We start from the raw sequence: 23852 nt of genomic DNA on the forward strand, positions 1-23852 counted from the left end.
TGATAACCACTCATGAAACCCGGCCCGCGCGCTCATGCTCAGCTATATCGGCGGTATCGTGCTCTTCGCAGCGCTGCTCCACGCAAGCTGGAACGCGATGCTCCACGGCAACCGCGACCGTTTTTTTTCCATGACGTGGATGAGCATCGCCATCGCGGCGGTCGCCACGCTCGTCGTCCTGTCCACGCCCTGGCCGGCTAGCGCCGCCTGGCCGTACATTGCCGCGTCGGGGCTCGTGCATATCTTCTACAACGTGAGCCTCGTGCGGTCGTATCGGCGCAGCGATCTGGCGTTGGCGTATCCGATTGCGCGAGGCTCGTCGCCGCTGCTCGTCACGCTCGGCGCGGCGCTCTTTGCACACGAAGCGATCGGCCTCTTGCACGTACTCGGGATCTTGATGATTTCGGGAGGCATCATCGCGATCGCGCTGCAGGGGCGTCGCGTGCCGCGTGCGGGTGCGCTGGCCGCGTTGACGACCGGCGCGACGATCGCGCTCTATACCGTGATCGACGGCATGGGCGTGCGCCTGTCCGACGGCCAGCCGCTCAGCTACACCGCATGGATGTTCCTGTTCTACTGGGCGATGCCGGTGCTGTTCGTCGCTGCGCGCGGGTTCGCGCCGTTGTGGACGCCGGTGCGTGACGAGCCATTGTCGATCGCCTCGTCGCTGGCCGGTGGCCTCGTGTCCATCGCAGCCTATGGCATCGTGATCTGGGCGCTGCAGTCAGGCGCGATGGGCGCGGTGTCGGCGTTGCGCGAGACCAGCGTGGTGTTCGCGGTGCTGATCGGGCGACTGTTTTTGCGAGAAACGGTGAGCGCAGCGCGCTGGCTCGCCTGCGTGGTCGTCGCGGCCGGTGCGGTTTGTCTCGGGCTTTGACAGGGTCTGCCTGGCGCGCTTTATCTGCAGAGGGAATACAACCCAATGATTAGCGATACGAACAAATACGCCGGCCAATGCCATTGCGGCGCGGTGCGTTTCATGGCGACACTCAGCAACGGCTTCAACTCGATTCGTCGCTGCAACTGCTCTTACTGCCGCATGCGTGGCGCGGTCATCGTTGCGGCTGAAATGGGCGGAATCGAGTTCCTGCAGGGCGAGGAGGTGCTAGCTAGCTACCGCTTCAACACGGAAGCGGCGCAGCACTTCTTCTGTTCCCGCTGCGGCATCGCCACCCATCTTCAACGGCGGTCCAACCCGAACCTGTACGGCGTGAACGTAGCTTGCCTCGACGGCATGAGCCCATTTGATTTCGCTGAAGTGCCGGTGATGGATGGCGTCAATCATCCGAACGACACGGGCGAGCCAGCGCGCCTGGCAGGCACGCTGAGTTTCACTCCGGCTGACTGATACGCTAGACTCGTGCCGGACAACACCTCGCCTCACGCCATCGCTGCAATCGCTTCGAACAATGCGAGATTCAGCAGTTTGACTTCGTCGTTGGTTGGCTGGGGTTGCGACGAAAATTTGGCGATCACCGTCTCACGCAGCGGATCGACATAGAGCCACTGGCCATGAATACCAATCGCAAAGCACGCGCCGCTGTTATTGCCCACCTGATACCACTTGTTGCGGTACTTGCCGTTCGGCAGCCAGCTTGAGAAGTTGCCCTGCCGCCACGCCTGCGCACTCCCGCCCGTGAGCGTATCGGTCATCCAGCTTTCCGGTATCAGCCTGCGTCCGTTGACGATGCCGCCCAGACGCACCAGTTCGCCGATCCTGGCCAGATCGCGCACGGTCATGCACAAGCCTCCGCCCGAGCGCGCGGTGCCAGCAATATCCACCGTGATACATCCGTCGTGCCGCAATTCCAGCGGTTGCCACAGACGGGCGGCCGCGAAGTCGGCATAGCGCTGGCCCGAGGCACGCTCGATCACGAGGCCGAGTACGTCCGAGTTAGGCGAGCAGTAATGGAACGGGCCGCCATGCTCGCCCGCGCCTTTGGCCAGCGATGCAAGCAGCTCGATCACCGTCTCCGGTGGTTCGCCTTCGCGGCGCGGGTCCAGCAGGCCGGCCCGCCGGTAGCGTGCATAGACACCATCCGGATCGAGATAGTCCTCGTTGAACGCGAGACTGGTCCGCATATCGAGGACATGCTGGACGCGGGCATCGCCGAAAGCCGAGCGAGCGAGTTCGGGAACGTACTGCGCCACAGGCGCTTCAGGGTCCAGAAGGCCGTCGCCGACCAGCATGCCCGCGAGAAGGCCCGCGACCGACTTGCTGGCCGAGAACAGGATATGGCGGCTTTGCAGCGTGAAGTGCGGCGCATGATAGTCGGCGACGAACCGCCCGGCTCGCATCACGGCAATGGCGTCGGTGGAGGTCTGTCTCAGGATCTGTCCGACCGTGCGACGTGCGCCATGGACCACGAAGGGGTGCTCGGTCAGTGCGTCGGCTCCGGCCGCGGGTTCTTCAACGAGCCCCTGCGTGGCAGGAATACGCGCTGTCGGGATGATTTCGTGCACATGGCGAAAGGCCCAGACATTCCATGGTGCTTCGCGCCAGTTGTCGTGCCGCACACTATCGCGGCGAAAGCCGTAGTTATTTTCAAATTGTGACGGGTTCATCGTGACTGCAGACTCCTCGGGCATACAGCGCGAATTGCGCGGACGTCAATGAACATGCTGAAGGAACTCGCAAAAGCGCTCTCCGGGCGGCGCGGACAGCATCTCGACAGGCTTGCCGTCGTGCACGACACGGCCTGCTTCCATAAAGAGCAGGCGTGAACCCACACGCTGCGCAAAGCCCATTTCGTGAGTCACGACCACCATCGTCATGCCTTCGCAAGCGAGCGTTTGCATGACCTTGAGAACCTCCTGGCGCAATTCCGGGTCGAGTGCCGACGTCGGTTCGTCGAAGAGCATCAGCTTTGGCTGTACGGCCAGCGCACGCGCGATTGCCACACGTTGCTGCTGCCCACCGGACAGTTGCGACGGATAGTGATGCATACGCTCGGAAAGTCCGACCTTGTGCAGAAGCGCGCTTGCAATGTCGCGTGCTTCGGCTTTTGTCTGGTGACGCGCGCGAAGCGGTCCAAACATGACATTCTGCATCGCAGTCAGATTCGGAAACAGATTGAACTGCTGAAATACCATGCCGGCTTCGAGCCTGATTCGTCTGACGTCGCGGGCCGAGCCCAGCACGCTGATGTTGTCGACGCGCAGATCGCCGGAACTGATGGTTTCGAGCCCGTTGATACAGCGCAGCAACGTCGACTTGCCGGAGCCGGACGGGCCGACTATGACGGCGACTTCCCCTCGTTCGATCGTGAGGTCCAGCGGATGCAGCACGACATGCTGGCCGAACCGCTTCGAGGCTTGCTGAAATTCGATCATGCTCATGGCAGGCGCACTCTCCGTTCGAGCATTAGCAGACCCAGCGCGAGCAGACTGATGACGAGCAGGTAGATGATCGCGACCGCAGTCCAGATTTCGACCGCGCGAAAATTCTCGGCCATGATTTCCTGCCCTCTACGCGTCAGTTCGCCCACACCGATAACGAGAAAGATCGAGGTGTCCTTGACCAGATTGACGAACTGGTTGCCCATCGCCGGCAGCGCGCGTCTGAACGCAATGGGTGCAATCACATGGGCCAGCGTCCTGTGAAACGGCAGACCCATCGCCATGCCGGCCTCGCGCAGTCCGCCCGGCACGCCGTCGAGCGCGCCGCGGATAATCTCCGCGTTATAGGCGCCGGAATTGATGACTAGCGTGATGATCGCGGCGCTGGTCGCGCTGATGCGTATGTTCATCATGATCGGCAATGCGAAATAAACGAACATCACCTGAACCACGATTGGCGTGCCGCGAATCAAGGCGACATACAGCCTGGCCGGGAACGCCGCGACCCGGCTGCCGTAAGTCAGCGCCACGCCCGCGACGACGCCGAGCGCGAGGCCGCCGGCCAGCCCGGACAGCGCGATCAGCAAGGTCAGCCGAAGGCCCTGCAGCAGATCCGGCAATGCGGCGATGAGCGCCGCCCAGTCAAAGCTCATGACAAAGCCTCGCCGAACCATTTCCGGTTGATCGCCTCGAGCCGGCCGTCGGCTCTCATCGCCGCGAGTTGAGCGTTGGCCGCTGCGACGAGCGGGCTGCCTTTCTGAAAGCCCATGCCGACGTCGAGTCCTTCCAGCGCGGGCAGGATCACCCTGACCTTGTTCTTGCCGGCGGTGTTGGCGTAGTAAAGCAGTTGCGGCTTGTCGTAGACGACGACGTCAGTACGGCCGGCTTCCAGCGCGAGCAGGGCGTTATTGATGCTGGGCATCTGCTCGAGCGCAGCGTCCTTGATGTGGTCCTTGATGTAATTGACCGCGACCGTGCCTGTTTCGGTGCCGATCCGTTTGCCGGCAAGATCGGCCGGCGTACGGATGCTGGTGTTGTCAACGCGTGTTACCGCGATCAGCCCGCTTTTGTAGTACGGCGTAGAAAAGTCGATAACCTGCTGCCGCTCCGGCTTGATGAACAGTTGCGAGACGATCACGTCGAGATTGTGGGTCTGAAGCGCCGGGATCAACGCGCCGAACTCCATGGGTTGCAGGCGCCACTTCCGGTTCAATCCCTTCGCGACTTCGCTCCAGACCTCGACATCGAAGCCGGAATACGTGTCGCCCTGCTTGAACGCGAACGGCGGAGCGCCCACGTTGGAGCCGACCACCAGTTCAGCATCGGCCGCAAGCACGGAGCGGGACAATACGATGGCGGGCCCGACTGCGAGGCCCAGTTGCAGCAATTGACGGCGATTCATGGTTTCCTCCACGTTGAGTGATCGTGCCGGAGATACCGCTTTCGCGGCTATCCAGCGTCTTGTTGTGGCATTGCGCTACGCTGCGTGGGGATCGGGCCCATGCGTGAGTGAGACGGTGAGTTCGATTTCGAGCAGGCCGCCGCCAGGCAGACCGGCGACGCCAATCGCCGAGCGCGCGTGCACGCCCCTGTCGCCGAAGATTTCGTGCAGCAAGCGCGAAGCCTCATCCATCACCTGGCTGTGGTTCACGAAGTCGGGCACGGCGTTGACGAAGCCTCGCAAGAAGAGCATGCGTTCAACCCTCGTCGTGGCCGGCAGTGCTGCAGCGAGCGCGCTCAACGCGCGCAGCACACAAGTGCGTGCCGCATGCCGGATGACGTCAGGTGGCGTGGCGTGATCGACGGGCCCGGCGATCACCTGTTCGCCGGCGCGGCTGACCTGGCCACTGACATAAGCGATGTCGCGATGGATCACTACGCTCGCGTAGGCGCCTCGCGGCGACGGCGTTGAAGGCAAGGTCATACCGAGTTGCGCGAGCCGGTCCGCAATGGAAATCGTCATGATGGCGCCCCGGTATGCGTTTCAAAGCAGACCGGCCCGCCGAGCCAGCAGCCGTCCACGCGGCCGGACTCGACGCTGAATCGCACGGAGATTTGCGAGGGGCGCTTCATTGCACGTCCCTGGCGGATCGTGATGGTTCGCGTAGACGGCTCCACCATGCCGTTGGCGAGCAGGCCGAAGGACAGCGCGGAAGCCGCGATTCCAGTCGCCGCATCTTCCGGGTAGCCTGAAGCACGCGGAAACTGGCGGGCGTCGAAGATCTGCCGGGCGGCATCGGCGGTCGCGTAGGGGTAGAGGCCGGTTGAGCCGATGCGCTCGCACACGGCTTCGATTTTGTCGAAGCGCGGCTGAAGGGCGTCGAGAATGGCGGGGCTGCTGAGCGGAATCAGCGTCTTGACCCGGCTGGTACACGCGTTCTGGATCGGCAAGGGCGCGATCTGTGCGCGGCTGATGCCGAGCGCATCGAGGATTGCGTCCTCGCTGAGTTGCGGCTGCGGCAGCGGTTCAACGCGGCCCACAGGTTGCGATATTTCGACGGCAGCACCCTGATCCGTGTGTCCGGTGATGCGGACCGCGACCTGGCCGCTGCGCGTCTGAAGGGTCAGCCGGTCACGGTGAAGGTGCCCGTTTTGATGGAGTAGCCACACTGCGCCGACGGTGGCGTGGCCGCACATCGACATCTCGTGGTTCGGGACCCAGAAGCGGAATTCGTAATCGCAGTCGGAGCCGGGCGCCGCGGGCAGGACGAAACCGCTTTCGAGACCGTAGCGCCGCGCGACGGCCTGCATTTCCGTGTCGGACATGCCGGCGGCGTTGATGACGATGGGAGCCGGGTTGCCGCCGCCGGGACCGGCTGCAAACACGCTGACGAGTTCGACTTGATGGCGCAAAGACATGACGGCGTGAGCCCCGCTGACCGGGGGATGTGTTGCTGTCCGGTCAGAATACGGAGGATCGCGCCGCGGCGCGCGTTCGAACGGGCCCTACGTTTTGACCGAACGGGCCATCTTCGCGCGCAGACCGGAAGGCGAATGGCCGCCAACGCGCCGCATCGCGCGCGCGAGCGCCGCGCCGCTTTCGAAGCCGACGCGAAACGCCACCTCGCCGATCGGTAGATCGGTTTCGGCAAGCAGGCGGCAGGCATGGTCGTAGCGCTTGCGCTGCTGGAATTCGCCGATCGAGAGTCCCGTGCGTTCGCGGAACAGACGCGTGATGTGACGCCGGGAAACGCCGAAACGCGCTTCCAGCAGGTCGAGCGGAATTTCCTGGTCGGCGTGGTCGGCCACGAAGGCTTCGATGTCGGCGACCACCGCCATGCCATGCTCGCGCGGTGATGTCCCCATTTCCGTCTTGCCGGCGATGACCTCGCCGATGCACTGCATCAACAGCGCCGACGACAACGCCTGGCGGGTTGCCGCGCTGCCGTAGTCCGCCATGTCGTTGCGCTGCGAAAGCTCCTGCAGCGCGCGAATTGCGGGTGTCCTGTGTACGAGAATCGGTGTGCGGGTACGTCGGCGGAATTCGCTGAGCGAGCCGACGCCGGTATCGAGCTTATGCAGCGCCTCGCCCGTTACATAGACAGCGACGTGCGTGTGCGATGCGCATCCGGCACGCGTTTGATGCGCCCGCTCCGAAGGGACCACCGCAAAGCGATCCTGCGAGAGCCAGGTGCCCGCGCGCCGGTCTTCGTGACAAAGTTCGACGGCGCCGTGGCCAGGCAGGATGAACATCAGGCAGTCGTGCCAGTGCCATGGCATGGCGTAGGTGCCGCTGCCGGTGAGCGTCGCGTGCCCTTCGTCGGCAGCCACGAGCAGCGCCTTGTTTGCAGGCTGACAAAGCTGAGTGAACGGTCGCAGCATCGCGATACTCCATGCGATTCAGAAGAAGGTCAGACCGTGACCGGCTCGCGATTGAAGCGTCTTGCTCAGCCTGGCGTCGCGAGGGCACGGCATCGTTGGAATACCGGACAGGATAGCAGCACAAAATACCGCCCGGCGACCCGTTCGCGGTTGCGATCCAAAAGGGAGGCTGCAATCGCGCTCCATGACGCGCTGGCCGGCTCTGGGAAGCGGCTTGTCTCTGCCCCGATATTGGAGTGACCGATAGCGAAGAATCGGACAAAACCCTTCCCCACAAGCCCGCAAAAGAAAACCGCCGCGCAATCGCGCGGCGGCCTCCACCCAAACCTGCCAGACGTGGCAACGGCGCAGAAAATCAGCCAAGCCCGCCCATCATCAGGTACTTCGTTTCAAGGTACTCATCGAGCCCGTACTTCGAGCCTTCGCGCCCGAGCCCCGACTCCTTCACGCCGCCAAACGGCGCGACTTCCGTCGAGAGAATGCCTTCGTTGATGCCCACCATGCCGCTTTCCAGCGCGCCCGCCACGCGCCACACGCGCCCAATATCGCGCGCATAGAAGTACGCGGAAAGCCCAAACTCCGTATCGTTCGCCGCCTGGATCGCTTCCTCTTCGGTCTCGAAGCGGAACACCGCCGCCACGGGCCCGAACGTCTCCTCATGCGCGAGCATCATGCCACCGTGCGCGCCCGTGATGACCGTGGGCTCGTAAAACGTGCCGCCCAGCGCATGCGCGCGACCGCCGCACACAATGGCGCCACCCTTCTCGAGCGCGTCGCTCACGTGCGCCTCGACCTTGCGCAGCGCGGCGCCGTTGATGAGCGGCCCTTGCGTGGCGCCGGGCTCCATGCCGCCCGCCACACGCAGCGCGCGCACCGCCTTCACGAGTTTCTCGACAAACGCGTCGTGTACGCCCGCCTGCACGTAGAAGCGGTTCACGCATACGCAGGTCTGCCCCGTGTTGCGGAATTTCGAGGCCATCGCGCCTTCCACGGCGGCGTCGAGATCGGCGTCGTCGAATACGATGAAAGGCGCATTGCCGCCCAGTTCGAGCGAGACTTTCTTCACCGTATCGGCGGCGGCGCGCATGAGCAGCTTGCCCACGCGCGTCGAGCCCGTGAACGAGATCTTGCGCACGGCCTTCGAGGCCATGAGCGTGTCGCCAATGGCCGGTGCATCGCCTGACACGACGTTGAACACGCCGCGTGGAATGCCCGCCTCGAGCGCCAGTTCGGCGAGCGCGAACGCCGAAAGCGGCGTCTCTTCCGAAGGCTTGAGCACCATCGTGCAACCCGCCGCGAGCGCGGGGCCGGCCTTGCGCGTGACCATCGCGAGCGGGAAATTCCACGGCGTGATCGCACCGACCACACCCACGGCTTCCTTCGTCACGACGATGCGCGCGCCCTTCTTCGGCGCGGGAATCACGTCGCCGTAGGCGCGGCGCGCTTCCTCCGCGAACCACGTGAGAAAGCTCGCCGCGTAGGCCACTTCACCCAGCGCTTCCGCATAGGGCTTGCCCTGTTCGGCCGTCATGATGCGCGCGAGGTCTTCGCGATGCACCTGCATCAGCTCGCCCCAGCGGCGCACCTTCGCGCTGCGCTCCGCCGCCGTGGCGTCGCGCCATGCGGGGAACGCGTGCGAAGCCGCCGCCACGGCCTGCAGCGCTTCGCGCGCACCGGCGCGGGCCACTTGCGCGAGCGGTGCGCCCGTTGCCGGGTCGACGACCGGATAGGTCGCTTCGCTTGCGACCCACTCGCCGTCGATGAAGCTCGACGTGCGCCACAGGCGCGTTTCCTTGAGGCCTTGGATCATGCTGCGATCTCCAGGCGTCGCGCCGCGCGCGGCACGCGCGGAATGCGCGCGCTCACGTAGTCATTGATCACGTCGCACGGCGTGTAGTTGCGCTCGAGTTCGTAAAGCTCGTCGGCGCTCAGTTGCGTGTCGAGCGCGGCGAGCGCGCTTTCGAACTGCGCGACGGTGTCCGCGCCCACGAGCATCGACGAAATGCCCGCGCGCCCCAGCACCCACGCCTGCGCGATCTGCGCGCTCGACACGCCGCGCGCCGAAGCGACTTCCGCCACCGAACGCGCGATATTGCGCGAGGCTTCATCGTCGTACATCTGCACGGTGAAGAAGTCGGTCTGGTTGCGCACCGACTTCGCGTCGCCGGAAAGCAGGCCGCGTGCGAGCGGGCTGAACACCGAAACGCCCACGCCCTGGTCCTGGCAGAACGGAATCATCTCGCGCTCTTCTTCGCGATACGCGCAATTCAGCTGCAACTGCATATTGATTGGTCGTGCGAAGTTATAGCGCTCGCATGCCTGCAGAATCTTGGCGAACTGCCACGTGAACATCGTCGAAACGCCGATATAACGCGCCTTGCCCGCACGCACGATGTCGTTGAGCGCATCCATGGTTTCTTCGACAGGCGTGTTCACGTCGAAGTAATGCAGCATATAGATGTCGACGTAGTCGGTTTGCAGCCGGCGCAGAGAGCCGTCTATGCCTTCCATGATGTGCTTGCGCGAATGTCCCTGGTTGTTCGCGCCATTGCCGATCGGATAGCCGACCTTGGTCGTGAGCACGAGTTCGTCGCGCTTCGCGAGACGCTTTACGATGCGCCCCACCACTTCCTCGCCCACGCCCGTCGAATAAAAGTCCGCGAGGTCGATGAAGTTCACGCCCGCTTCGAGCGCACGGCGCACGATCGGTTCGCTCTGCTCTTCGTTGTAAATCCACGGCTTCCACTCGGGCGTGCCCATGTTCATCGTGCCGAGGCACAGGCGCGACACCTTCAGGCCGGAGCGGCCAAGTTGCACGTATTGCATCGTAGTCACCTGTAACGATTTGCGCGGCTCAAGCCGCCTTGGCCTTCGGCGTGTAGAACGGATTGCTGATCTGATCCTTGATCTTCGCAATGTCGTCGAGCTTGGGCAGGCCGTTCATCGCGGCGCGGATGGCCGTTTTGCAGGCCACGTAATTGTTCTCGTACACGGCGTCGAGGTCGTCGCATGACCAGTTCACCCAGTTCGCCGTGACGATGCACCATTCGTTTTCCGCTTGCGGCGGCAGCGTGCCGTCGAGCATCGCTTCCGTGACGGCCTTCGCAATCGCCGCCTGCGACGCGCCCCACGTGGCGTTGCCGTGCAGGTCGCCGCGAATGTCGGCCTTGTTCACGTAGAGCGTGGCGGGCTTGACCGGCACGTTGGGTTGCGCGACCACCATGAACGGCACGTGGCCTTGCGAAGGCGACGACAAGCTGTTCGTAAACGCCTGCCCCACGGGGCCGTTGCGCGGGCCGATCATGATGTTGATGTGAGCAGCGTTTACGCCTGGTCCAGCGAAACCTTCGCCGATATAGACTTGCAGGTCTTTCATGTTTGACTCCGTCTCCTGTGTCGTGAGTTCGAATTGGCCAGACGCATTCCAGCACACGCCGCAAGCGCTCAAAAGCTATGAAATCTCATGGGGGCATGACGCGCAGTCATCGCTCGTACCTGAGTCATTCGCGCGCTGAAAGTGGCATGAGATCAGGTAATGCATCGATGACTATTCGTGGCTTTCGCAACCCGAAATGCCACGGCTAGACTCTGGTCGGATCGATTCGAAAAGCACGGCCCATCGTGCCTATAAAACTGGAGACGACATGAGACGTATCACGCTGGCAGGCGTACGTATTGCCGCCGCCCTCGCGCTGACCAGCGCGGCCACGAGCAGCTTTGCCGCCCCCGGCTGGTGCGAGGCAGGCAAAACCGTGAAGCTCGCGCAAATCACCTGGGAAAGCGGCGCACTGATGACCGAAATGGTGCGCACGGTGCTGGAGAAGGGTTACGGCTGCAAGACCGAAGTCGTGCCCGGCGCCACGGCCGCCACCGAAACGGCTCTCACGAAAAACGACCTGCAGGTGTGGGCCGAGCACTGGACGGGCCGCAGCCCCATCGTCGCGCGCGGTTTGCAGGACGGCAGCGTGAAGCTCGTGGGCGAACTGATTCCCGGCGGCGACAAGGAAGGCTGGTACGTCCCCGACTACGTGATCAATGGCGACCCGAAGCGCGGCATCAAGCCCATGGCGCCGCAACTGCGCTCCGTCGCGCAACTGCCGCAGTACAAATCCCTCTTCACCGACGACGAAGAACCCGGCAAGGGCCGCTTCTATAACTGCCCGGCGGGCTGGGACTGCGAGCGCTTCAACAATCGCCTGCTCACCGCCTACAAGCTCGGCGACGACTACACGAACTTCCGCCCCGGCACCGGCGGCGCACTCGACGCGGCCATCGCCTCCGCCTACGAGCGCGGCAAGCCCATTCTCTTCTACTACTGGCAGCCCGCCGGCCTGATGGCGAAGTACCGCTTCGTGCAACTGGAGAGTGCGCCGTATTCCGACACCTGCTGGAACACCATCGCCGACCCGAAGGGCACGCCGTGCGCTTCCGCGTTCAAGGTGTCGCATCTGAAGGTCGCGGTCTCCACGCCCTTCTACGATGCGCAGCCCGACGCGGTGGCGTTCTTCGGCAAGGTCAGCTTGCCGCTCGCGCTCGACGAGCAACTGGTCCAGCAAATGCACGACAAGAAGCTCGACGCTTCCACGGTCGCGCGCACGTTCTTCGAGCAGCATCCGGAAATCTGGAAGCAATGGGTCACGCCGGAAGTCGCGGCGCGCGTGCAGGCTGGCCTGCGCACGTAAGCCACATAAGCCACGAAACCGGCCGCAAGACGGTACGCATCACATGACACACGCAGAATGAGGCTCACTATGGGATCTCCCTTTCTTCACCTCTCGATCGCCGACTGGGTCAACGACCAGGTCGCCGCGTTCGTGCAACGCTACGGCGACGCGTTCCACAACTTCAGCGTGCTCATGCTGCGCGACCTGCTCGTGCCGCTCGAAGGCCTGTTGCGCGCCACGCCGCCCATTGTCGTGCTCGCGGCCGTGGGCCTGCTCGGCTGGCATGCGTCGCGGCGCATCGGCGTGGCGCTGCTGTTCGTCGTCCTGCTCTGGCTGATCGGCTGCTTCGGGCTGTGGGACAAGCTCATGCAGACTTTCGCGCTGATGGTGGTCGCCACGCTCATCTCGGTCATCCTCGGCGTGCCGCTCGGCATTCTCGCCGCTTCGAGCAGCGGGTTGCGCCGCGTGCTGCTGCCCGTGCTCGACATCATGCAAACGCTGCCGAGCTTCGTGTACCTCATCCCGGTGCTCATGCTGTTCGGCCTCGGCAAGGTGCCCGCCATTCTCGCCACGGTCGTCTACGCGCTGCCGCCGCTCATTCGCTTGACCGATCTCGGCATTCGCCACGTGGATGCGGAAATCGTCGAGGCCGCGCGCGCGTTCGGCACCACGCGCATGCAATTGCTGTTTGGCGTGCAGTTGCCGCTCGCGCGGCCCAGCATCATGGCCGGTATCAACCAGACCACGATGATGGCGCTTTCCATGGTCGTGATCGCCTCGATGATCGGCTCGCGCGGTCTGGGCGAAGACGTGCTCGCGGGCATTCAAACGCTCGATGTGGGCAAGGGCACGCAGGCGGGCGTCGCTATCGTGATTCTCGCGATCGTGATCGACCGCATCAGCCAGGGCTATGGCCAAGGCCGGCGCACCCGCGGCCTCGCGCGCAAGTCGAAGCAGCCCTCACGCATTCCGTTTCGCCGCGTTCGCGAGCAGGAAAGCGACAGCGCGCAAGCAGCCAAGGCCAGCGACCTGGCAAGCCAGCCGGCCAAATAACGAACGCGAAGGCACCAGCGCCGGCACAATGGAAGCGATCCGGCCGGCGCATCCCGCATACGCAATGAGCATGGAATGAGGTAACGATCATGAGCGGCATCGAAGTCAAGAACGTCTACAAGATCTTCGGCACGCGCGACGCGAGCCAGCGTGCGCTCGACCTGCTGCGCGGCGGCGTGGGCAAGGCCGAGGTCCTCGAAAAGACGCGCTGCAACGTGGGCCTGAACGACGTGAGCCTGTCGATCGGTTCGGGCCAGATCTTCGTGATCATGGGTCTTTCGGGCTCGGGCAAGTCCACGCTGGTGCGCCACTTCAACCGGCTCATCGAGCCGACCGTGGGCGAGATCCTGATCGACGGCAAGGACGTGCTCAAACTCTCCGACAACGGCCTGCGCGATTTGCGACGTTACGGCGTGAGCATGGTGTTCCAGAGCTTCGGACTCCTGCCTCATCAAACGGTGCTCAACAATGCCGCTTATGCGCTCGCCACGCGCGGCGAAAAGAAGGCGGCGGCGCAGGCGAGCGCGCGCGAATGGCTCGGCAAGGTGGGCCTCGCGGGGTATGCGGACCACTATCCCGACGAGCTTTCGGGCGGCATGCGCCAGCGCGTGGGCCTCGCCCGCGCACTCGCCGCGAACACCGACGTGCTGCTCATGGACGAAGCGTTCTCGGCGCTCGATCCGCTCATCCGCACCGAAATGCAGGACCAGCTGCTCGAACTCCAGGCCACGCTCAAGAAAACGATCGTGTTCATCACGCACGATCTCGACGAAGCGCTGCGCATTGGCAACCAGATCGCCATTCTGCGCGACGGGCGCCTCATCCAGTGCGGCACCCCCGACGACATCCTGCATCGCCCCGCCGACGACTACGTGCGGCGCTTCGTCGAGCGCCGCGCCGGGACCACGCACTAAGCCGTAGATGCGGGCGCTCATCGGCCTGCTGGGCGGCTATACGATCCTCGTTTGCGGGAACAGCCTTCTCACGACGCTGATCTCGCTGCGCATGCTGCACGGCGAGCAAACCGCGCTCGCCGTCGGCCTCGTGCAATCGTGCTACTACGTCGGCTTCATCGTCGGCGCGCTGGGGCTTGGGCCCATCGTCGGGCGCATCGGACCGCAGCGCGCCTTCATCGGCTTCGGCGCGCTCGCCGCGCTAGCGGCGCTCGGCTATCTCTCCTTCGATTCCCCTGACGTTTGGGCCGTGCTGCGGCTCATTACCGGCTTCAGCATGGTCGGCGTGTTCACGTCGATCGAAAGCGGCGTGAACGGCGCCGTGCCGAACGAGCGGCGCGGGCGCGCGTTCGCGCTGTATCTCGTGCTCACGTATCTCGGTGTGAGCGCCGGGCAGTTCCTGCTCGGGCTCGGCGCGCCCGGCGGCATTTTCGAGCACGCGCTGGTGAATGGCTTGTTCGTGGCCGCGCTCATTCCGGTGGCGTTGATCGGCGAGTGGCAATCGGCCGAAGGCACCCTGCCCGCGGCCGCAGCCAGGCCGCCGGACTCCGCGCTCGCCACGCCCAAGCGCCCCACGCTGCTGCTCGACGGCCTGCGCGAGTTGCACCGCGTCGCACCGCGCAGCGTGCCGGCCTGCATTGGCGCGGGGCTGCTTTCCAGCGCGTTCTATGCGCTCACGCCGGTGTACCTCGCGCGCATCGGCTATCCGCCTGGCAGTATTTCGCGCGCCATGGGTGTCGTGCTGATCGGCGCACTGCTTTCGCAGTGGCCCGTGGGGCGGCTCTCCGACCGCCTCGGGCGACGCGCCACGCTCGGCCTGATCTCGCTCGTCTCCGCGTGCGCGGCCGCGGCGCTCGCCGTCCTGCGCGCGCCCGCTTTCGTCGATACGCTGCTCTTTCTCTATGTCGCGCTCACCTTCACGCTGTACGGCGTAATCGTCTCCGACGTGAACGACCGGGTCGATCAGTCGCGGCGCGTGCAGACGAGCGCGACACTGCTGCTCGTCTTCTCGCTCGGCGGCGCGGCCGGTCCTACCGTCGCTTCGTTGTTCATGCGTCTTTTGGGGGCGGGCGGACTCTATGTGTTCGCGCTCGTCATCACGCTTGCGCTGGCCGCACTCTCACGTGCGCGGGGCGCCTGATTGGCGGCGCGGGCCGGTATACTGCGTCGTTTGCATGAGGCGTCATTTCGAGATGGCGCCTGGAGCGAGGAGACGACCTTGAAGCGAAAGATGCCGGCGCTGAACGCCCTGAAGGCGTTCGAGGCGGCAGGCACGAGCGGCAGCTTCACCCGCGCCGCCGAGCAGCTGAACGTGACGCAGAGCGCGGTGAGCCGCCAGGTGCGCCAGTTGGAGGAACAGCTTGGCGAGGCGCTGCTCGAGCGCCATCACCACCGGCTCGAACTGACCGACGCCGGGCGCGCACTGTTGCGCACGCTCCAGCAGTCGTTCGACCGCATCGAATTGACGGTGCGCACGATCCAGCAGAAGAGCGACCTGAACCGCCTGCGCGTGAACGCGCCGCCCACCTTCGCGAGCCGCTGGCTCGTGCCGCGCCTCACGCGGCTGCGCGCGCGCCATCCCGAACTGGAACTGAGCCTCACCACGCATCTGCAGGACAGCCTGGCCGATTCCACGGCGCTAGACTGCGCGATCCGCTTTGGCGATGGCGAATGGGAAGGCCTCGACAGCTCGCTGCTGATGCACGAGTCACACATTGCCGTGTGCTCGCCCGCACTGCTCGCGCACGGGCCGCTCGACCTCACGCAGCACACCTTGCTGCACGTGCTCGCGGGCGACAACCAGCGCTATCTCACGTGGCGGCACTGGCTCGACGCCGCGCGCATCGAGGACGTGGACACCTCGGGCGGCTACGAATTCGACCTGCTCGATCACGCAATTCGCGCGGCCATCGAAGGGCTCGGCGTGACGATGGCTGACCGCCACATGATCGAGCACGAGCTGGCCCAGGGCCTGCTCGCGCCCGTGCGCGACATTCACGTGGACGGCCGCCAGTCATACTGGTTCGTCGTGCGGCCCGAACAGAAGGCTTCGAAGCCGCTCAAGCTTTTCCGGCAGTGGCTTCAGGACGAAATCGCCGCCATGCGCTGACGGCCCTGCGCGACGGCCTTCGCGGCAATCGCCTGCCCGGCGTCTTCCAGAATCAGATCCGCGCCCTTTTCCGCGACCATCATCGTGGGCGCGTTGGTGTTGCCCGATGTGATATTTGGAAAGATTGATGCATCGACCACGCGCAAGCCTTCGATGCCATGCACACGCAGGCGCGCGTCCACGACCGCCGTACGCGGGTCCGGCCCCATCGCGCAGGTGCCGCACAGGTGATAGATCGAGCCGCTTTGCTCGCGGAAGAACTTGAGCATGCTCGCGTCGTCGGTCACTTCGCCAGCGGGCGTCACCTCGGCAACGGTAATGTCCTGCAAGGCGCGCGCCGTCATCAGCTTGCGCACGAGGCGGCTGCCCGCAATCGCCTCGTCGCGGTCCTTCTGCGTCGAGAGGTAGTTGCCGCGAATCTTCGGCGCGTCTTCCACGTTCGCCGAAGCGATCTCCACCGAGCCGCGGCTCGTGGGACGGCACGGATTGAAGCAGACGAGAAAGCCCGAGTACGGCTCCGGCGTGAGCTGTGCGCGATTTGACTTAGGAATCCGATACGACAGCGGATTGAAATACAGCTGCATGTTCGGGTGCGCCTCAGCTTCGCTGGTGCGGAAGAAGCCGCCCGACTGGTTCACGCTCATCGAGAACGGTCCCTTGCGCTGGAACACATACTGCAGGCCGAACTTGAGCTTGCCCATCCAGCTGCTGAACGAGTCATTGAGCGTCTTCACGCGCGAGCGATAGTAGAAGCTCACGCACAGGTGATCCTGCAGGTTCTGCCCCACTGCAGGCAACTCGTGCACCACGTCGATGCCATGCTTCGCGAGCAGCGCGCGCGGGCCCACGCCCGAAAGCTGCAGCAGCTTCGGCGAATCGACTGCGCCGGCGGCAACGATCACTTCGCGGTTCGCGTGGAACGTGCGCTTTACGCCCTGCTGAACAATCTCCACGCCTACGGCGCGTTGATTGCTTTCGTCGAACAGCACGCGCGTGGCGCGCGCATGATGCTCGATCTTCAGGTTCGAGCGGTGCCCCGCGCGATGCAGGTAGGCCACGCTGCTCGAATCGCGCTTGCCGTCGCGGGTATTCACATCGTAGATACCCACGCCATCGAGCCGTGCGCCGTTGAAGTCGTCGTTGCGCTCGTAGCCCAGTTGCGTGCAGCCTTCGACAAACGTGCGGCAGACCGGATGCGCACCGTCCTTCATCGGCGTGATGCGCACCGGGCCGTTCGCGCCGTGCCACGGCGTGTCGCCGAGCGGATGCGACTCGAGCTTGCGGAAGTACGGCAACACTTCCTGGTACGACCAGCCCGCATTGCCCGCAGCGGCCCAGTCGTCGTAGTCGCGCGCAGCGCCGCGCACGTAGATCATCGCGTTGATCGCGCCCGAGCCGCCCTGCACCTTGCCGCGCGGCGCATAGATCTGCCGGTTGGCAAGCTCCGGCTCCGGCTCGCTGTAATACATCCAGTTGTACTGCTTGTTGTAGTACAGCTTGGCGAAGCCGATCGGGATCTTGAACCAGAACGAATCGTCAGGTCCGCCCGCTTCGAGCAGCAGCACCGAATGCCGGCCGGAAGCGGAGAGCCGCTCCGCGAGAATGCAGCCCGCCGAACCGGCGCCGACGATGATGTAGTCGTAGTTCATCTGTTTGCTCCGGCAGATCAGCCGCGTGCGGGCGAGGTGTCGCGCACGTCGGCGGGCTGGCTTGCCATCTGCAGATGCAGACGCTTGCCCGTATAGGGCGAGTGCGCGCGCACGACGTCCATGTTGAGTTCGACGCCAAGGCCCGGCGCCTTCGACGGAATGATGTAGCCGTCTTCCCACTGAATGGGCTGCTTGAGCACTTGCGCGTGAAAACCGTCCCACGTGCCAATGCTTTCCTGAATCAGGAAGTTCGGCGTGCAGGCCGCCAGCTGAATGCTCGCCGCCGCGCCGATGGGCCCGTTGTACAGATGCGGCGCGATCTGCGCGTAATGCACCTCAGCGAGCGTGGCGATCTTCTTCGCTTCGAGCAGGCCGCCCACGCGCGCCACGTTCAGTTGCAGGATCGATGCACCGCCCGCCTGCAAGAGCTTGTGGAATTCGTATTTCGTGGTGAGGCGCTCGCCCGTGGCGATGGGAATCGACGTATGCTTCGCAACGTTGGCAATGGCCTCTTCCTGCCCCGGCGGCACCGGCTCTTCGAACCACAGCGGGTCGTACTTTTCGAGCCGCTTCGCCAGCCGGATTGCCGAAGACGGCACCATCTGGCCATGCGTGCCGAACAGCAGGTCGGCCTTGCTGCCAACCGCTTCACGCACCTTGCGGCAGAACGTTTCGCAGCGGTCGAGCACTTCGAGCGAGAGCTGGTGCCCCGAGTAGGCCGTGTACGGACCCGCCGGGTCGAACTTGACCGCGGTGAAGCCACGCTTCACGTTCTCGGCCGCGCATTGCGCAGCGAGGTCCGGGTCGTCGTAATCGTATTCGCCTTTCGCGTTCTTCGGGTACAGGTAGGTGTACGAACGAAGACGCTCGTTCACCATGCCGCCGAGCAGTGCGTGCACGGGCTGGTCCGCCGCCTTGCCGATGATGTCCCAGCACGCCATTTCGAGGCCGCTCACGATGCCCATCATCGTGAGGTCCGGGCGTTGCGTGAAACCGCTCGAATAGGCCTCGCGGAACAGGCGCTCGACACGATGCGGGTCGTGGTCGAGCAGATAACGCGAGAAGACATCTTCGATCGCGTGCACCATCACGTCGGGGTGGAACGTGGCGGAGTAGATTTCGCCCACGCCCTCGATGCCGCAATCCGTTTTCAACGTGACGAAGATCCAGTACATGCCGCCGAGATGCGGAGGGGGCACCGCAACGATGTGCGTTTCAATTGCAACGACTTTCATGGTTCAGGCTGTTTCAGGCAGGTTTGGATTGGGTCATGCGCTTGAGCACGAGCGCAGCGATGCCGCCGAGCGTGCCGATGGCGGCCACATAGGCGAAATAGATCTGGTAGCCGAGCATGCCCGCGTAGTGCTCGGTGATATAGCCGTTCACGAGCGGCAGGAAGATGTCCGACGAATAGCCGATCAGCGAAACGAGGCCGATGGCGAGGCCCGTTATGCGCATGGGAATGGCGCAGTAGTCGAGCAGCGTCCAGTAGAGGCCGCGAATCGCATACGTCATGAGGCCGATGAACAGCACGACCGCGCCGAGCAGCGCCATGTTGCGCAGCGCGGGCAACAGGATCAGGCCGATCAGCCCCGCGACGGCGAGGAACAGCGCCCAGATCAGCACGCGCAGGTTCGAGAGACGGTCGCCGAGAAAACCGCCGCCAATGCCGCCGATGGGACGCATCCAGAGTTTCGCGGTGGTGACCATGCCGGCAGCCACGACGCTCATATGCATCTCGCCTTGCTGGAGATATGCGGAGAAACTGTAAGTGGCCCAGAAGATCTGATAGCCGCAGAACACCACAGCCGCCATGAGCCAGAGCTGCGGAATCGAGGCGAGCGTCGCGAGATCGCGCCAAAGCGAACCCTTGGCATTCGCTTCGGCCGACTTGCTTTCGGCCTGGGCGGGCGCGGGGTCCTTGAAGAAGCTCATCAACGCGCCAAGGCCGATACACGTGAACGAATACAGATAGATCACGTGGCGCAGGCCCGTTGCTTCACCGCGGCCCGAACCGGTCGCGGCGGCGAAGAGCGCGAGCGCGGCGGTGGCGAGCAGCGCCTCGACGAGCCCGCGTCCACCGTCGAGCAGTCCGAAGAACCGGCCTTGTTCATTCGCCGCTGCGATCATGCGCACGCGCTTGAGCACCGAGGCCCAGAACGTGAGGCCGGTGGTGATGCCCCAGCAGCAAAAGATCACGAGCAGGACATTGAACGAGGGCGCCGTGGAGTACCAAAGGCCCAGCGCTCCGGTGCCGATGAGAGAGAAGCAGATCAAGAGACGCGGCGCGACGCGGTCGGCGAGCCAACCACTCGGCAGATAGCACACGAAGAACACGATGCCGAGCACCGAGTACAGATAGCCGAGTTGTGCGTTATCGATATGGAAAACGTCGAGCATCGTGGTCTGATAGACCTGACGCAGATACAGCAGCGGGTAGATGCCGCCCGCGGCAAGCACGAGCAGCAGCAATTGCACGTAGCGCTGCGTGGACCCTGATGCGGCGATCGCGTGCGATGAGGTTTCGGCGCGCGGCAAACCAGCCGCCGAATTGGGCTTTCCGATGGACTTCTGCAAGATTGTCTCCTGTCGACCGGAGTTAGTGCCTCAGCACCTACTCTGGTCCCATGCAAGGCTGACGCATGCGCGCGGGCGGTTGCCGGCGCGAGGCGCTTTTTTCTTCATCTGTGGCGCCCGTTGCGAGGGGCGCCGTTGGTGCAACACTTAATCAGTATGTCGAATGATCAGAACGGCATCACGACGAGGCGTGTTTGCGTGAATTCGAGCATGCCGTGCTTGCCGTCGTCGCCGCCGAGACCCGAGCGCTTCCAGCCAGCGTGATAACCCTGGTAGGGATCGGCAGGCGTGCGGTTCACGTACAGTTCACCGGCTTCGATCTCGTTCGCCACACGCATGGTCGAGCGGTAGCGCTCCGTAAAGAGCACCGACGAAAGGCCGAACTGGTGATCGTTGGCCATGCGCAGCGCGTCGTCGAGCGTCTCGTACGACAGCACCGGCAGCACCGGACCGAAGATCTCTTCCTGCACGATCTCCATGTCCTGGCGGCAATGCGTGAGCAGCGTGGGCGGGTAGAAATGCCCCTTGCCTTCAGGCACGTAACCGCCCGTTTCGAGCTTCGCGCCTTCCGCCACCGCGCGTTCGACCATCCCATGGATCGCCGAGCGAGCGCTGGCGCTCACGAGCGGACCCATACGCGTTGCGTCTTCGGCGCGGTCGCCGAAGCGCACGGCGCTCATCTTCTCGCGCAACAGCGCAACGAAGCGGTCATGCACGCTGGCGTGCACGTACACACGCTCGATCGCCGTGCAAAGTTGGCCGCAATGCGTGGTTTTCGAGCGCACGATGGCCGTTGCGGCTGCTTCGAGATCGGCGTCGTCTTCGATGATCGCGGGCGTCTTGCCACCCAGCTCCAGCGACGGCTTGGCGATGTTTTCCTTGCAGTAATCGAGCACCTTGCGGCCCGCGCTCACGCTGCCCGTGAGCGTGATCATGCCGACGTCCGCGTGCGTGCAGAGCACTGCCGCCGTGTCGTGGTCCATGGCCAGCACGTTGAAGATGCCCGGCGGCAATTCCGCTTCCTGCGCTGCGCGCGCCACTTCGAACGCCGAAGACGGCGTGTTGTTGCTCGGCCGCACGACCACCGCGTTGCCCGTGATGAGCGCCGGCGCGACCTTGCGCAGCAGCGTGTACACGGGGAAGTTGAACGGAATCAGGCAGGCGGCCACGCCGATCGGCTCGCGCATGAGAATGAGGTTTTCGTTCGCGCTGTCGCTAGGAATCACCTCGCCTTCAATGCGGCGCGCCCATTGCGCGTGGTAGCGCAGGATTTCGGCGGCATATTGCGCTTCGGCGGTTGCGTCGGCGACGCTCTTGCCCGATTCGGCGGCCAGCGCCGCGCCGATCTTCGGCGCGCGCGCGACGATCGCGTCCGCAAAACGGTTCAGGATCACGCCCCGTTCGGCGGCGGGCAACTTGCGCCAGCCACGCTGGGCGGCCTTCGCCGCCTCGACCGCACGAATGGCATCGGCGGCGCTCGCCGCGCTCACCTGACCGATCGCGTCGCCGGTTGCGGGGTTATGGACAGCGATGCGCGGCCCTTCGGCGCCGACGAACTGCCCATTGATGAAATTGAGGTCTGATCGCATGGATTGCTGCCGGTTTGGCGTTGCCGCCGCTTCTTGAGAGAGGGCAGTATCCGTGCGGCATCGGGACGCGACAAACGATTAATTGTCGAGCGAAGCATGCGAAAAACGCATGCTCGCCGAAGGCAGCACGGCAACCGCGCGCACCAAAGCGCGTGGCCTTCGCGCGCCGTGCTTGTTATAATTCGATCACGCGGACGAAACAAATCTAACGCTCGCCGGAAGGCCGCCCATTCCGGCGCGCAGCACCCACTCCATGGCCAAAACCGACCGGCTGCGCGCCCTTGCCGACGCGCTCGCCAAACACAACGTCATGCATCTGCGCGATGCCGCCAGCGTGCTTGGTGTCTCCGAAATGACCGTGCGGCGCGATATCGCCGCGAATCCCGAGCGCTTCACGTATCTGGGCGGCTACATCGTGAGCGCGCAGGACGTGCCCAATACCGCCGGCTACTCGCTCGAGCACGAAAAAGACCACTTCGCGCAGGCCAAGGCGCAAGCGTCGGCGCACGCGGCGCGGCTCATCGCGCAGAACGACACCGTGTTCATCGACTGCGGCACGACGCTCGCGGCGCTCGCGCGCCTGATCCCTTCGCAGTTGCAGATCACGGCGGTGTGTTATTCGCTCAACGTGGCCGAGATTCTGCGGCGCATGCCCAATGTGCGCATGATCTTGCTGGGGGGCGTATATGTGCCGTCGTCGGACTCGTTTTCCGGCGAGGAGAGCCTTGAAACGCTGCGCCGCATGGGCATCAACAAGGCGTTTATTTCGGCGGGGGGTGTGGACGCCGCGCGCGGCGTGACCTGCTGGAACTTCCACGAAGTGGCGCTCAAGCAGGCCGCCATGGCCAGCGCCGTGGAAAGTCATCTCGTTGTGGACACAAGCAAATACGGCATCGTGAAAGCGTGGCGCTTTTCGCAGATGGACGACTTCAGTTCCATCATCACCGAAAAAGGCCAAACGCTGCGCGCGCACGGCGCATAGGCGCCGACCGGCCGCAAGAGCCGGTCGCTTTGATTGCCTGCTGGCTCAGCCGCGTCGGCGCAGCGCGAACAGCGTGCCCGCCACCAGAATGAACGCGCCGACAATCACCTTCTGCCAGGTGCTCGGCACGCCAACCAGAATGAGCACGTTGTTGATGAGCGTAACGAGCGCCACGCCGAGCAGCGTGCCCACGACCGTGCCGCTGCCGCCCGTAATGCGTGCGCCGCCCAGGATCACCGCCGCGATCACGTCGAGTTCCGAGCCCACGAGGTCGAACGGATTGGCAAGACGGTTGTTCGAAACGTGCAAGATGCCCGCCACGCCGGCGAGAAACCCCGTATAGCCGAACACGAACAGCCGGATCGCGCGCAGGTTGAAACCGAGCCGCTCCACAATCGCCGTGCTGCCGCCCATGGCGTACACGCCTCGCCCCATCATCGTGCGGTTGAGCAGCCACCACGTGAGAATCGCACCTGCCACGAGCGCGATCGCGGAAACGGGCAGCACCGCGTTGAGCCCGTCGGCGGTCTTGTACGCGATGAGCGGAATGCGGCCGAAATGATCCATGCTGTGCGGAATGTTCATGAAGAACGTCGTGCCCACGAAGGTGAGCAGCAGCCCGCGATACAGGTACTGCGTACCGATCGTCACGATCAGCGAAGGCGCTTGCAGCCGGTGCACGAGCATGCCGTTGATCACGCCGAGCACGATGCCGCCCACCGCGCCCGTGAGCAGAATGAGCGCGAACGGCGCGTCGGGCCACCACGCGAACACGGCTTTCGTGATCGCGTACATCGTGAGCGCGCCGATGGCCGTGAACGACACATCGATGCCGCCCGAAGCCAGCACGACGAGCGTGCCGAGCGCGAACAACGACGTGGTCGTCGCCGAGTGCAGCAGGTCGAACAGCGTCGCCCACTGGAAAAAGCGCGGGTTGATGGAGGCCACGATCACGCAGGTGATGACGATCAGCGTGGCCGTGAACCACTCGGGATTGCGGGCGAGCTTCGCGCGCCAGTTGAGCGGCACGCGCTGGCGCGCGACTTCGACGGTGTTGGACGACGTGCTCATTGTCTGATTCATGCTCATGCGGTGTCCGGCAAAACGTTACGCG

23 protein-coding genes are annotated in these 23852 nt (G+C 64.3%); 8 read left to right on the forward strand and 15 right to left on the reverse strand.

Annotated elements, in window-relative coordinates; translation table 11 throughout:
* Nucleotides 1–34 precede the first annotated feature (34 nt).
* Nucleotides 35–877 (forward strand): DMT family transporter, encoded by an 843-nt coding sequence (locus U5A58_RS03605; RefSeq protein ID WP_321960319.1) that lies wholly within the window; start codon nucleotides 35–37, stop codon nucleotides 875–877.
* 45 nt (nucleotides 878–922) lie between these two features.
* Complete coding sequence (locus U5A58_RS03610; protein WP_321960320.1) at nucleotides 923–1348, forward strand: GFA family protein; 426 nt, start codon at nucleotides 923–925, stop codon at nucleotides 1346–1348.
* A gap of 32 nt (nucleotides 1349–1380) precedes the next feature.
* Here the strand turns inward: U5A58_RS03610 and U5A58_RS03615 are convergent, their stop codons facing one another.
* The 10 genes from U5A58_RS03615 to fae all read right to left on the reverse strand — a co-directional run bounded on the left by U5A58_RS03615 (nucleotide 1381) and on the right by fae (nucleotide 10537).
* Entirely contained in the window at nucleotides 1381–2565 is a 1185-nt protein-coding gene (locus U5A58_RS03615) for a serine hydrolase (protein WP_321960321.1), read from the reverse strand.
* A 45-nt stretch (nucleotides 2566–2610) separates the two neighbouring features.
* Nucleotides 2611–3339 carry a glutamine ABC transporter ATP-binding protein GlnQ gene (gene glnQ, locus U5A58_RS03620; RefSeq protein ID WP_321960322.1) on the reverse strand — a complete coding sequence of 243 codons (729 nt, stop codon included), beginning with the start codon at nucleotides 3337–3339 and terminating at the stop codon, nucleotides 2611–2613.
* Nucleotides 3336–3992 (reverse strand): ABC transporter permease subunit, encoded by a 657-nt coding sequence (locus tag U5A58_RS03625; RefSeq protein WP_321960323.1) that lies wholly within the window; start codon nucleotides 3990–3992, stop codon nucleotides 3336–3338. Before U5A58_RS03625 ends, glnQ begins: the two co-directional genes overlap by 4 nt.
* On the reverse strand, nucleotides 3989–4726 hold the full coding sequence (locus U5A58_RS03630; RefSeq protein WP_321960324.1) for a transporter substrate-binding domain-containing protein: 738 nt from the start codon (nucleotides 4724–4726) through the stop codon (nucleotides 3989–3991). The genes U5A58_RS03625 and U5A58_RS03630 overlap by 4 nt, the downstream gene beginning before the upstream one ends.
* Nucleotides 4727–4816: 90 nt before the next feature.
* A complete protein-coding gene (locus U5A58_RS03635) occupies nucleotides 4817–5302 on the reverse strand; it encodes a RidA family protein (protein WP_321960325.1) in 486 nt (161 codons plus the stop codon).
* Nucleotides 5299–6198, reverse strand: coding sequence for a PhzF family phenazine biosynthesis protein (locus U5A58_RS03640; protein ID WP_321960326.1), 900 nt, complete (start codon nucleotides 6196–6198; stop codon nucleotides 5299–5301). Before U5A58_RS03640 ends, U5A58_RS03635 begins: the two co-directional genes overlap by 4 nt.
* An 87-nt stretch (nucleotides 6199–6285) precedes the next feature.
* A complete protein-coding gene (locus tag U5A58_RS03645; protein ID WP_321960327.1) occupies nucleotides 6286–7161 on the reverse strand; it encodes an AraC family transcriptional regulator in 876 nt (291 codons plus the stop codon).
* A gap of 355 nt (nucleotides 7162–7516) precedes the next feature.
* Nucleotides 7517–8971, reverse strand: coding sequence for an NAD-dependent succinate-semialdehyde dehydrogenase (locus U5A58_RS03650; RefSeq protein ID WP_321945531.1), 1455 nt, complete (start codon nucleotides 8969–8971; stop codon nucleotides 7517–7519).
* Entirely contained in the window at nucleotides 8968–9987 is a 1020-nt protein-coding gene (locus U5A58_RS03655; RefSeq protein ID WP_321960328.1) for an aldo/keto reductase, read from the reverse strand. The genes U5A58_RS03650 and U5A58_RS03655 overlap by 4 nt, the downstream gene beginning before the upstream one ends.
* Nucleotides 9988–10015: 28 nt before the next feature.
* Nucleotides 10016–10537 carry a formaldehyde-activating enzyme gene (gene fae / locus U5A58_RS03660; protein WP_158761135.1) on the reverse strand — a complete coding sequence of 174 codons (522 nt, stop codon included), beginning with the start codon at nucleotides 10535–10537 and terminating at the stop codon, nucleotides 10016–10018.
* Nucleotides 10538–10805: 268 nt separating this feature from the next.
* Here fae and U5A58_RS03665 point away from each other — a divergent pair, with 268 nt between their 5' ends.
* The 5 genes from U5A58_RS03665 (at nucleotide 10806) to U5A58_RS03685 (ending at nucleotide 15941) form a co-directional block, all read left to right on the forward strand.
* The gene (locus U5A58_RS03665; RefSeq protein ID WP_321960329.1) at nucleotides 10806–11843 is read left to right on the forward strand and encodes an ABC transporter substrate-binding protein; all 1038 of its coding nucleotides are present in this window, start codon (nucleotides 10806–10808) and stop codon (nucleotides 11841–11843) included.
* A gap of 69 nt (nucleotides 11844–11912) precedes the next feature.
* The gene (locus U5A58_RS03670) at nucleotides 11913–12878 is read left to right on the forward strand and encodes a proline/glycine betaine ABC transporter permease (protein WP_321960330.1); all 966 of its coding nucleotides are present in this window, start codon (nucleotides 11913–11915) and stop codon (nucleotides 12876–12878) included.
* Nucleotides 12879–12967: 89 nt separating this feature from the next.
* Complete coding sequence (locus U5A58_RS03675; RefSeq protein WP_321960331.1) at nucleotides 12968–13792, forward strand: betaine/proline/choline family ABC transporter ATP-binding protein; 825 nt, start codon at nucleotides 12968–12970, stop codon at nucleotides 13790–13792.
* Nucleotides 13793–13799: 7 nt separating this feature from the next.
* Nucleotides 13800–14972, forward strand: coding sequence for an MFS transporter (locus U5A58_RS03680; RefSeq protein ID WP_321960332.1), 1173 nt, complete (start codon nucleotides 13800–13802; stop codon nucleotides 14970–14972).
* A 90-nt stretch (nucleotides 14973–15062) separates the two neighbouring features.
* On the forward strand, nucleotides 15063–15941 hold the full coding sequence (locus tag U5A58_RS03685) for a LysR substrate-binding domain-containing protein (RefSeq protein ID WP_321960620.1): 879 nt from the start codon (nucleotides 15063–15065) through the stop codon (nucleotides 15939–15941).
* Here U5A58_RS03685 and U5A58_RS03690 read toward each other — a convergent pair.
* From U5A58_RS03690 to aldA, 4 genes are all read right to left on the reverse strand, one after another.
* Nucleotides 15914–17590 (reverse strand): choline dehydrogenase, encoded by a 1677-nt coding sequence (locus tag U5A58_RS03690; RefSeq protein ID WP_321960333.1) that lies wholly within the window; start codon nucleotides 17588–17590, stop codon nucleotides 15914–15916. The genes U5A58_RS03685 and U5A58_RS03690 overlap by 28 nt on opposite strands.
* A 17-nt stretch (nucleotides 17591–17607) precedes the next feature.
* Entirely contained in the window at nucleotides 17608–18825 is a 1218-nt protein-coding gene (locus tag U5A58_RS03695; RefSeq protein WP_321960334.1) for a mandelate racemase/muconate lactonizing enzyme family protein, read from the reverse strand.
* A 13-nt stretch (nucleotides 18826–18838) separates the two neighbouring features.
* Complete coding sequence (locus U5A58_RS03700; protein WP_321960621.1) at nucleotides 18839–20128, reverse strand: MFS transporter; 1290 nt, start codon at nucleotides 20126–20128, stop codon at nucleotides 18839–18841.
* 206 nt (nucleotides 20129–20334) lie between these two features.
* On the reverse strand, nucleotides 20335–21756 hold the full coding sequence (gene aldA, locus U5A58_RS03705; RefSeq protein WP_321960335.1) for an aldehyde dehydrogenase: 1422 nt from the start codon (nucleotides 21754–21756) through the stop codon (nucleotides 20335–20337).
* A 253-nt stretch (nucleotides 21757–22009) separates the two neighbouring features.
* On the opposite strand from aldA, the gene U5A58_RS03710 reads away from it, so the two are divergent.
* Nucleotides 22010–22738 (forward strand): DeoR/GlpR family DNA-binding transcription regulator, encoded by a 729-nt coding sequence (locus U5A58_RS03710; protein WP_321960336.1) that lies wholly within the window; start codon nucleotides 22010–22012, stop codon nucleotides 22736–22738.
* 45 nt (nucleotides 22739–22783) lie between these two features.
* On the opposite strand, the gene U5A58_RS03715 is transcribed toward U5A58_RS03710, so the two are convergent.
* A complete protein-coding gene (locus U5A58_RS03715; RefSeq protein ID WP_415774161.1) occupies nucleotides 22784–23821 on the reverse strand; it encodes an ABC transporter permease in 1038 nt (345 codons plus the stop codon).
* Nucleotides 23822–23852 lie beyond the last annotated feature (31 nt).

Origin of the sequence: Paraburkholderia sp. J7 (assembly GCF_905220155.1) — a bacterium.
In the GTDB taxonomy this organism is placed as follows: Bacteria; Pseudomonadota; Gammaproteobacteria; order Burkholderiales; family Burkholderiaceae; genus Paraburkholderia.

What these genes read in the sequence shown, in the direction of transcription:
- U5A58_RS03605 (WP_321960319.1), top strand. Translation starts at nt 35, where the DNA reads ATGCTCAGCTATATCGGCGGTATCGTGCTCTTCGCAGCGCTGCTCCAC.
- U5A58_RS03610 (WP_321960320.1), top strand. Translation starts at nt 923, where the DNA reads ATGATTAGCGATACGAACAAATACGCCGGCCAATGCCATTGCGGCGCG.
- U5A58_RS03615 (WP_321960321.1), bottom strand. Translation starts at nt 2,565, where the DNA reads ATGAACCCGTCACAATTTGAAAATAACTACGGCTTTCGCCGCGATAGT.
- glnQ (WP_321960322.1), bottom strand. Translation starts at nt 3,339, where the DNA reads ATGAGCATGATCGAATTTCAGCAAGCCTCGAAGCGGTTCGGCCAGCAT.
- U5A58_RS03625 (WP_321960323.1), bottom strand. Translation starts at nt 3,992, where the DNA reads ATGAGCTTTGACTGGGCGGCGCTCATCGCCGCATTGCCGGATCTGCTG.
- U5A58_RS03635 (WP_321960325.1), bottom strand. Translation starts at nt 5,302, where the DNA reads ATGACGATTTCCATTGCGGACCGGCTCGCGCAACTCGGTATGACCTTG.
- U5A58_RS03640 (WP_321960326.1), bottom strand. Translation starts at nt 6,198, where the DNA reads ATGTCTTTGCGCCATCAAGTCGAACTCGTCAGCGTGTTTGCAGCCGGT.
- U5A58_RS03645 (WP_321960327.1), bottom strand. Translation starts at nt 7,161, where the DNA reads ATGCTGCGACCGTTCACTCAGCTTTGTCAGCCTGCAAACAAGGCGCTG.
- U5A58_RS03650 (WP_321945531.1), bottom strand. Translation starts at nt 8,971, where the DNA reads ATGATCCAAGGCCTCAAGGAAACGCGCCTGTGGCGCACGTCGAGCTTC.
- U5A58_RS03655 (WP_321960328.1), bottom strand. Translation starts at nt 9,987, where the DNA reads ATGCAATACGTGCAACTTGGCCGCTCCGGCCTGAAGGTGTCGCGCCTG.
- fae (WP_158761135.1), bottom strand. Translation starts at nt 10,537, where the DNA reads ATGAAAGACCTGCAAGTCTATATCGGCGAAGGTTTCGCTGGACCAGGC.
- U5A58_RS03665 (WP_321960329.1), top strand. Translation starts at nt 10,806, where the DNA reads ATGAGACGTATCACGCTGGCAGGCGTACGTATTGCCGCCGCCCTCGCG.
- U5A58_RS03670 (WP_321960330.1), top strand. Translation starts at nt 11,913, where the DNA reads ATGGGATCTCCCTTTCTTCACCTCTCGATCGCCGACTGGGTCAACGAC.
- U5A58_RS03675 (WP_321960331.1), top strand. Translation starts at nt 12,968, where the DNA reads ATGAGCGGCATCGAAGTCAAGAACGTCTACAAGATCTTCGGCACGCGC.
- U5A58_RS03680 (WP_321960332.1), top strand. Translation starts at nt 13,800, where the DNA reads ATGCGGGCGCTCATCGGCCTGCTGGGCGGCTATACGATCCTCGTTTGC.
- U5A58_RS03685 (WP_321960620.1), top strand. Translation starts at nt 15,063, where the DNA reads ATGCCGGCGCTGAACGCCCTGAAGGCGTTCGAGGCGGCAGGCACGAGC.
- U5A58_RS03690 (WP_321960333.1), bottom strand. Translation starts at nt 17,590, where the DNA reads ATGAACTACGACTACATCATCGTCGGCGCCGGTTCGGCGGGCTGCATT.
- U5A58_RS03695 (WP_321960334.1), bottom strand. Translation starts at nt 18,825, where the DNA reads ATGAAAGTCGTTGCAATTGAAACGCACATCGTTGCGGTGCCCCCTCCG.
- aldA (WP_321960335.1), bottom strand. Translation starts at nt 21,756, where the DNA reads ATGCGATCAGACCTCAATTTCATCAATGGGCAGTTCGTCGGCGCCGAA.
- U5A58_RS03710 (WP_321960336.1), top strand. Translation starts at nt 22,010, where the DNA reads ATGGCCAAAACCGACCGGCTGCGCGCCCTTGCCGACGCGCTCGCCAAA.
- U5A58_RS03715 (WP_415774161.1), bottom strand. Translation starts at nt 23,821, where the DNA reads ATGAATCAGACAATGAGCACGTCGTCCAACACCGTCGAAGTCGCGCGC.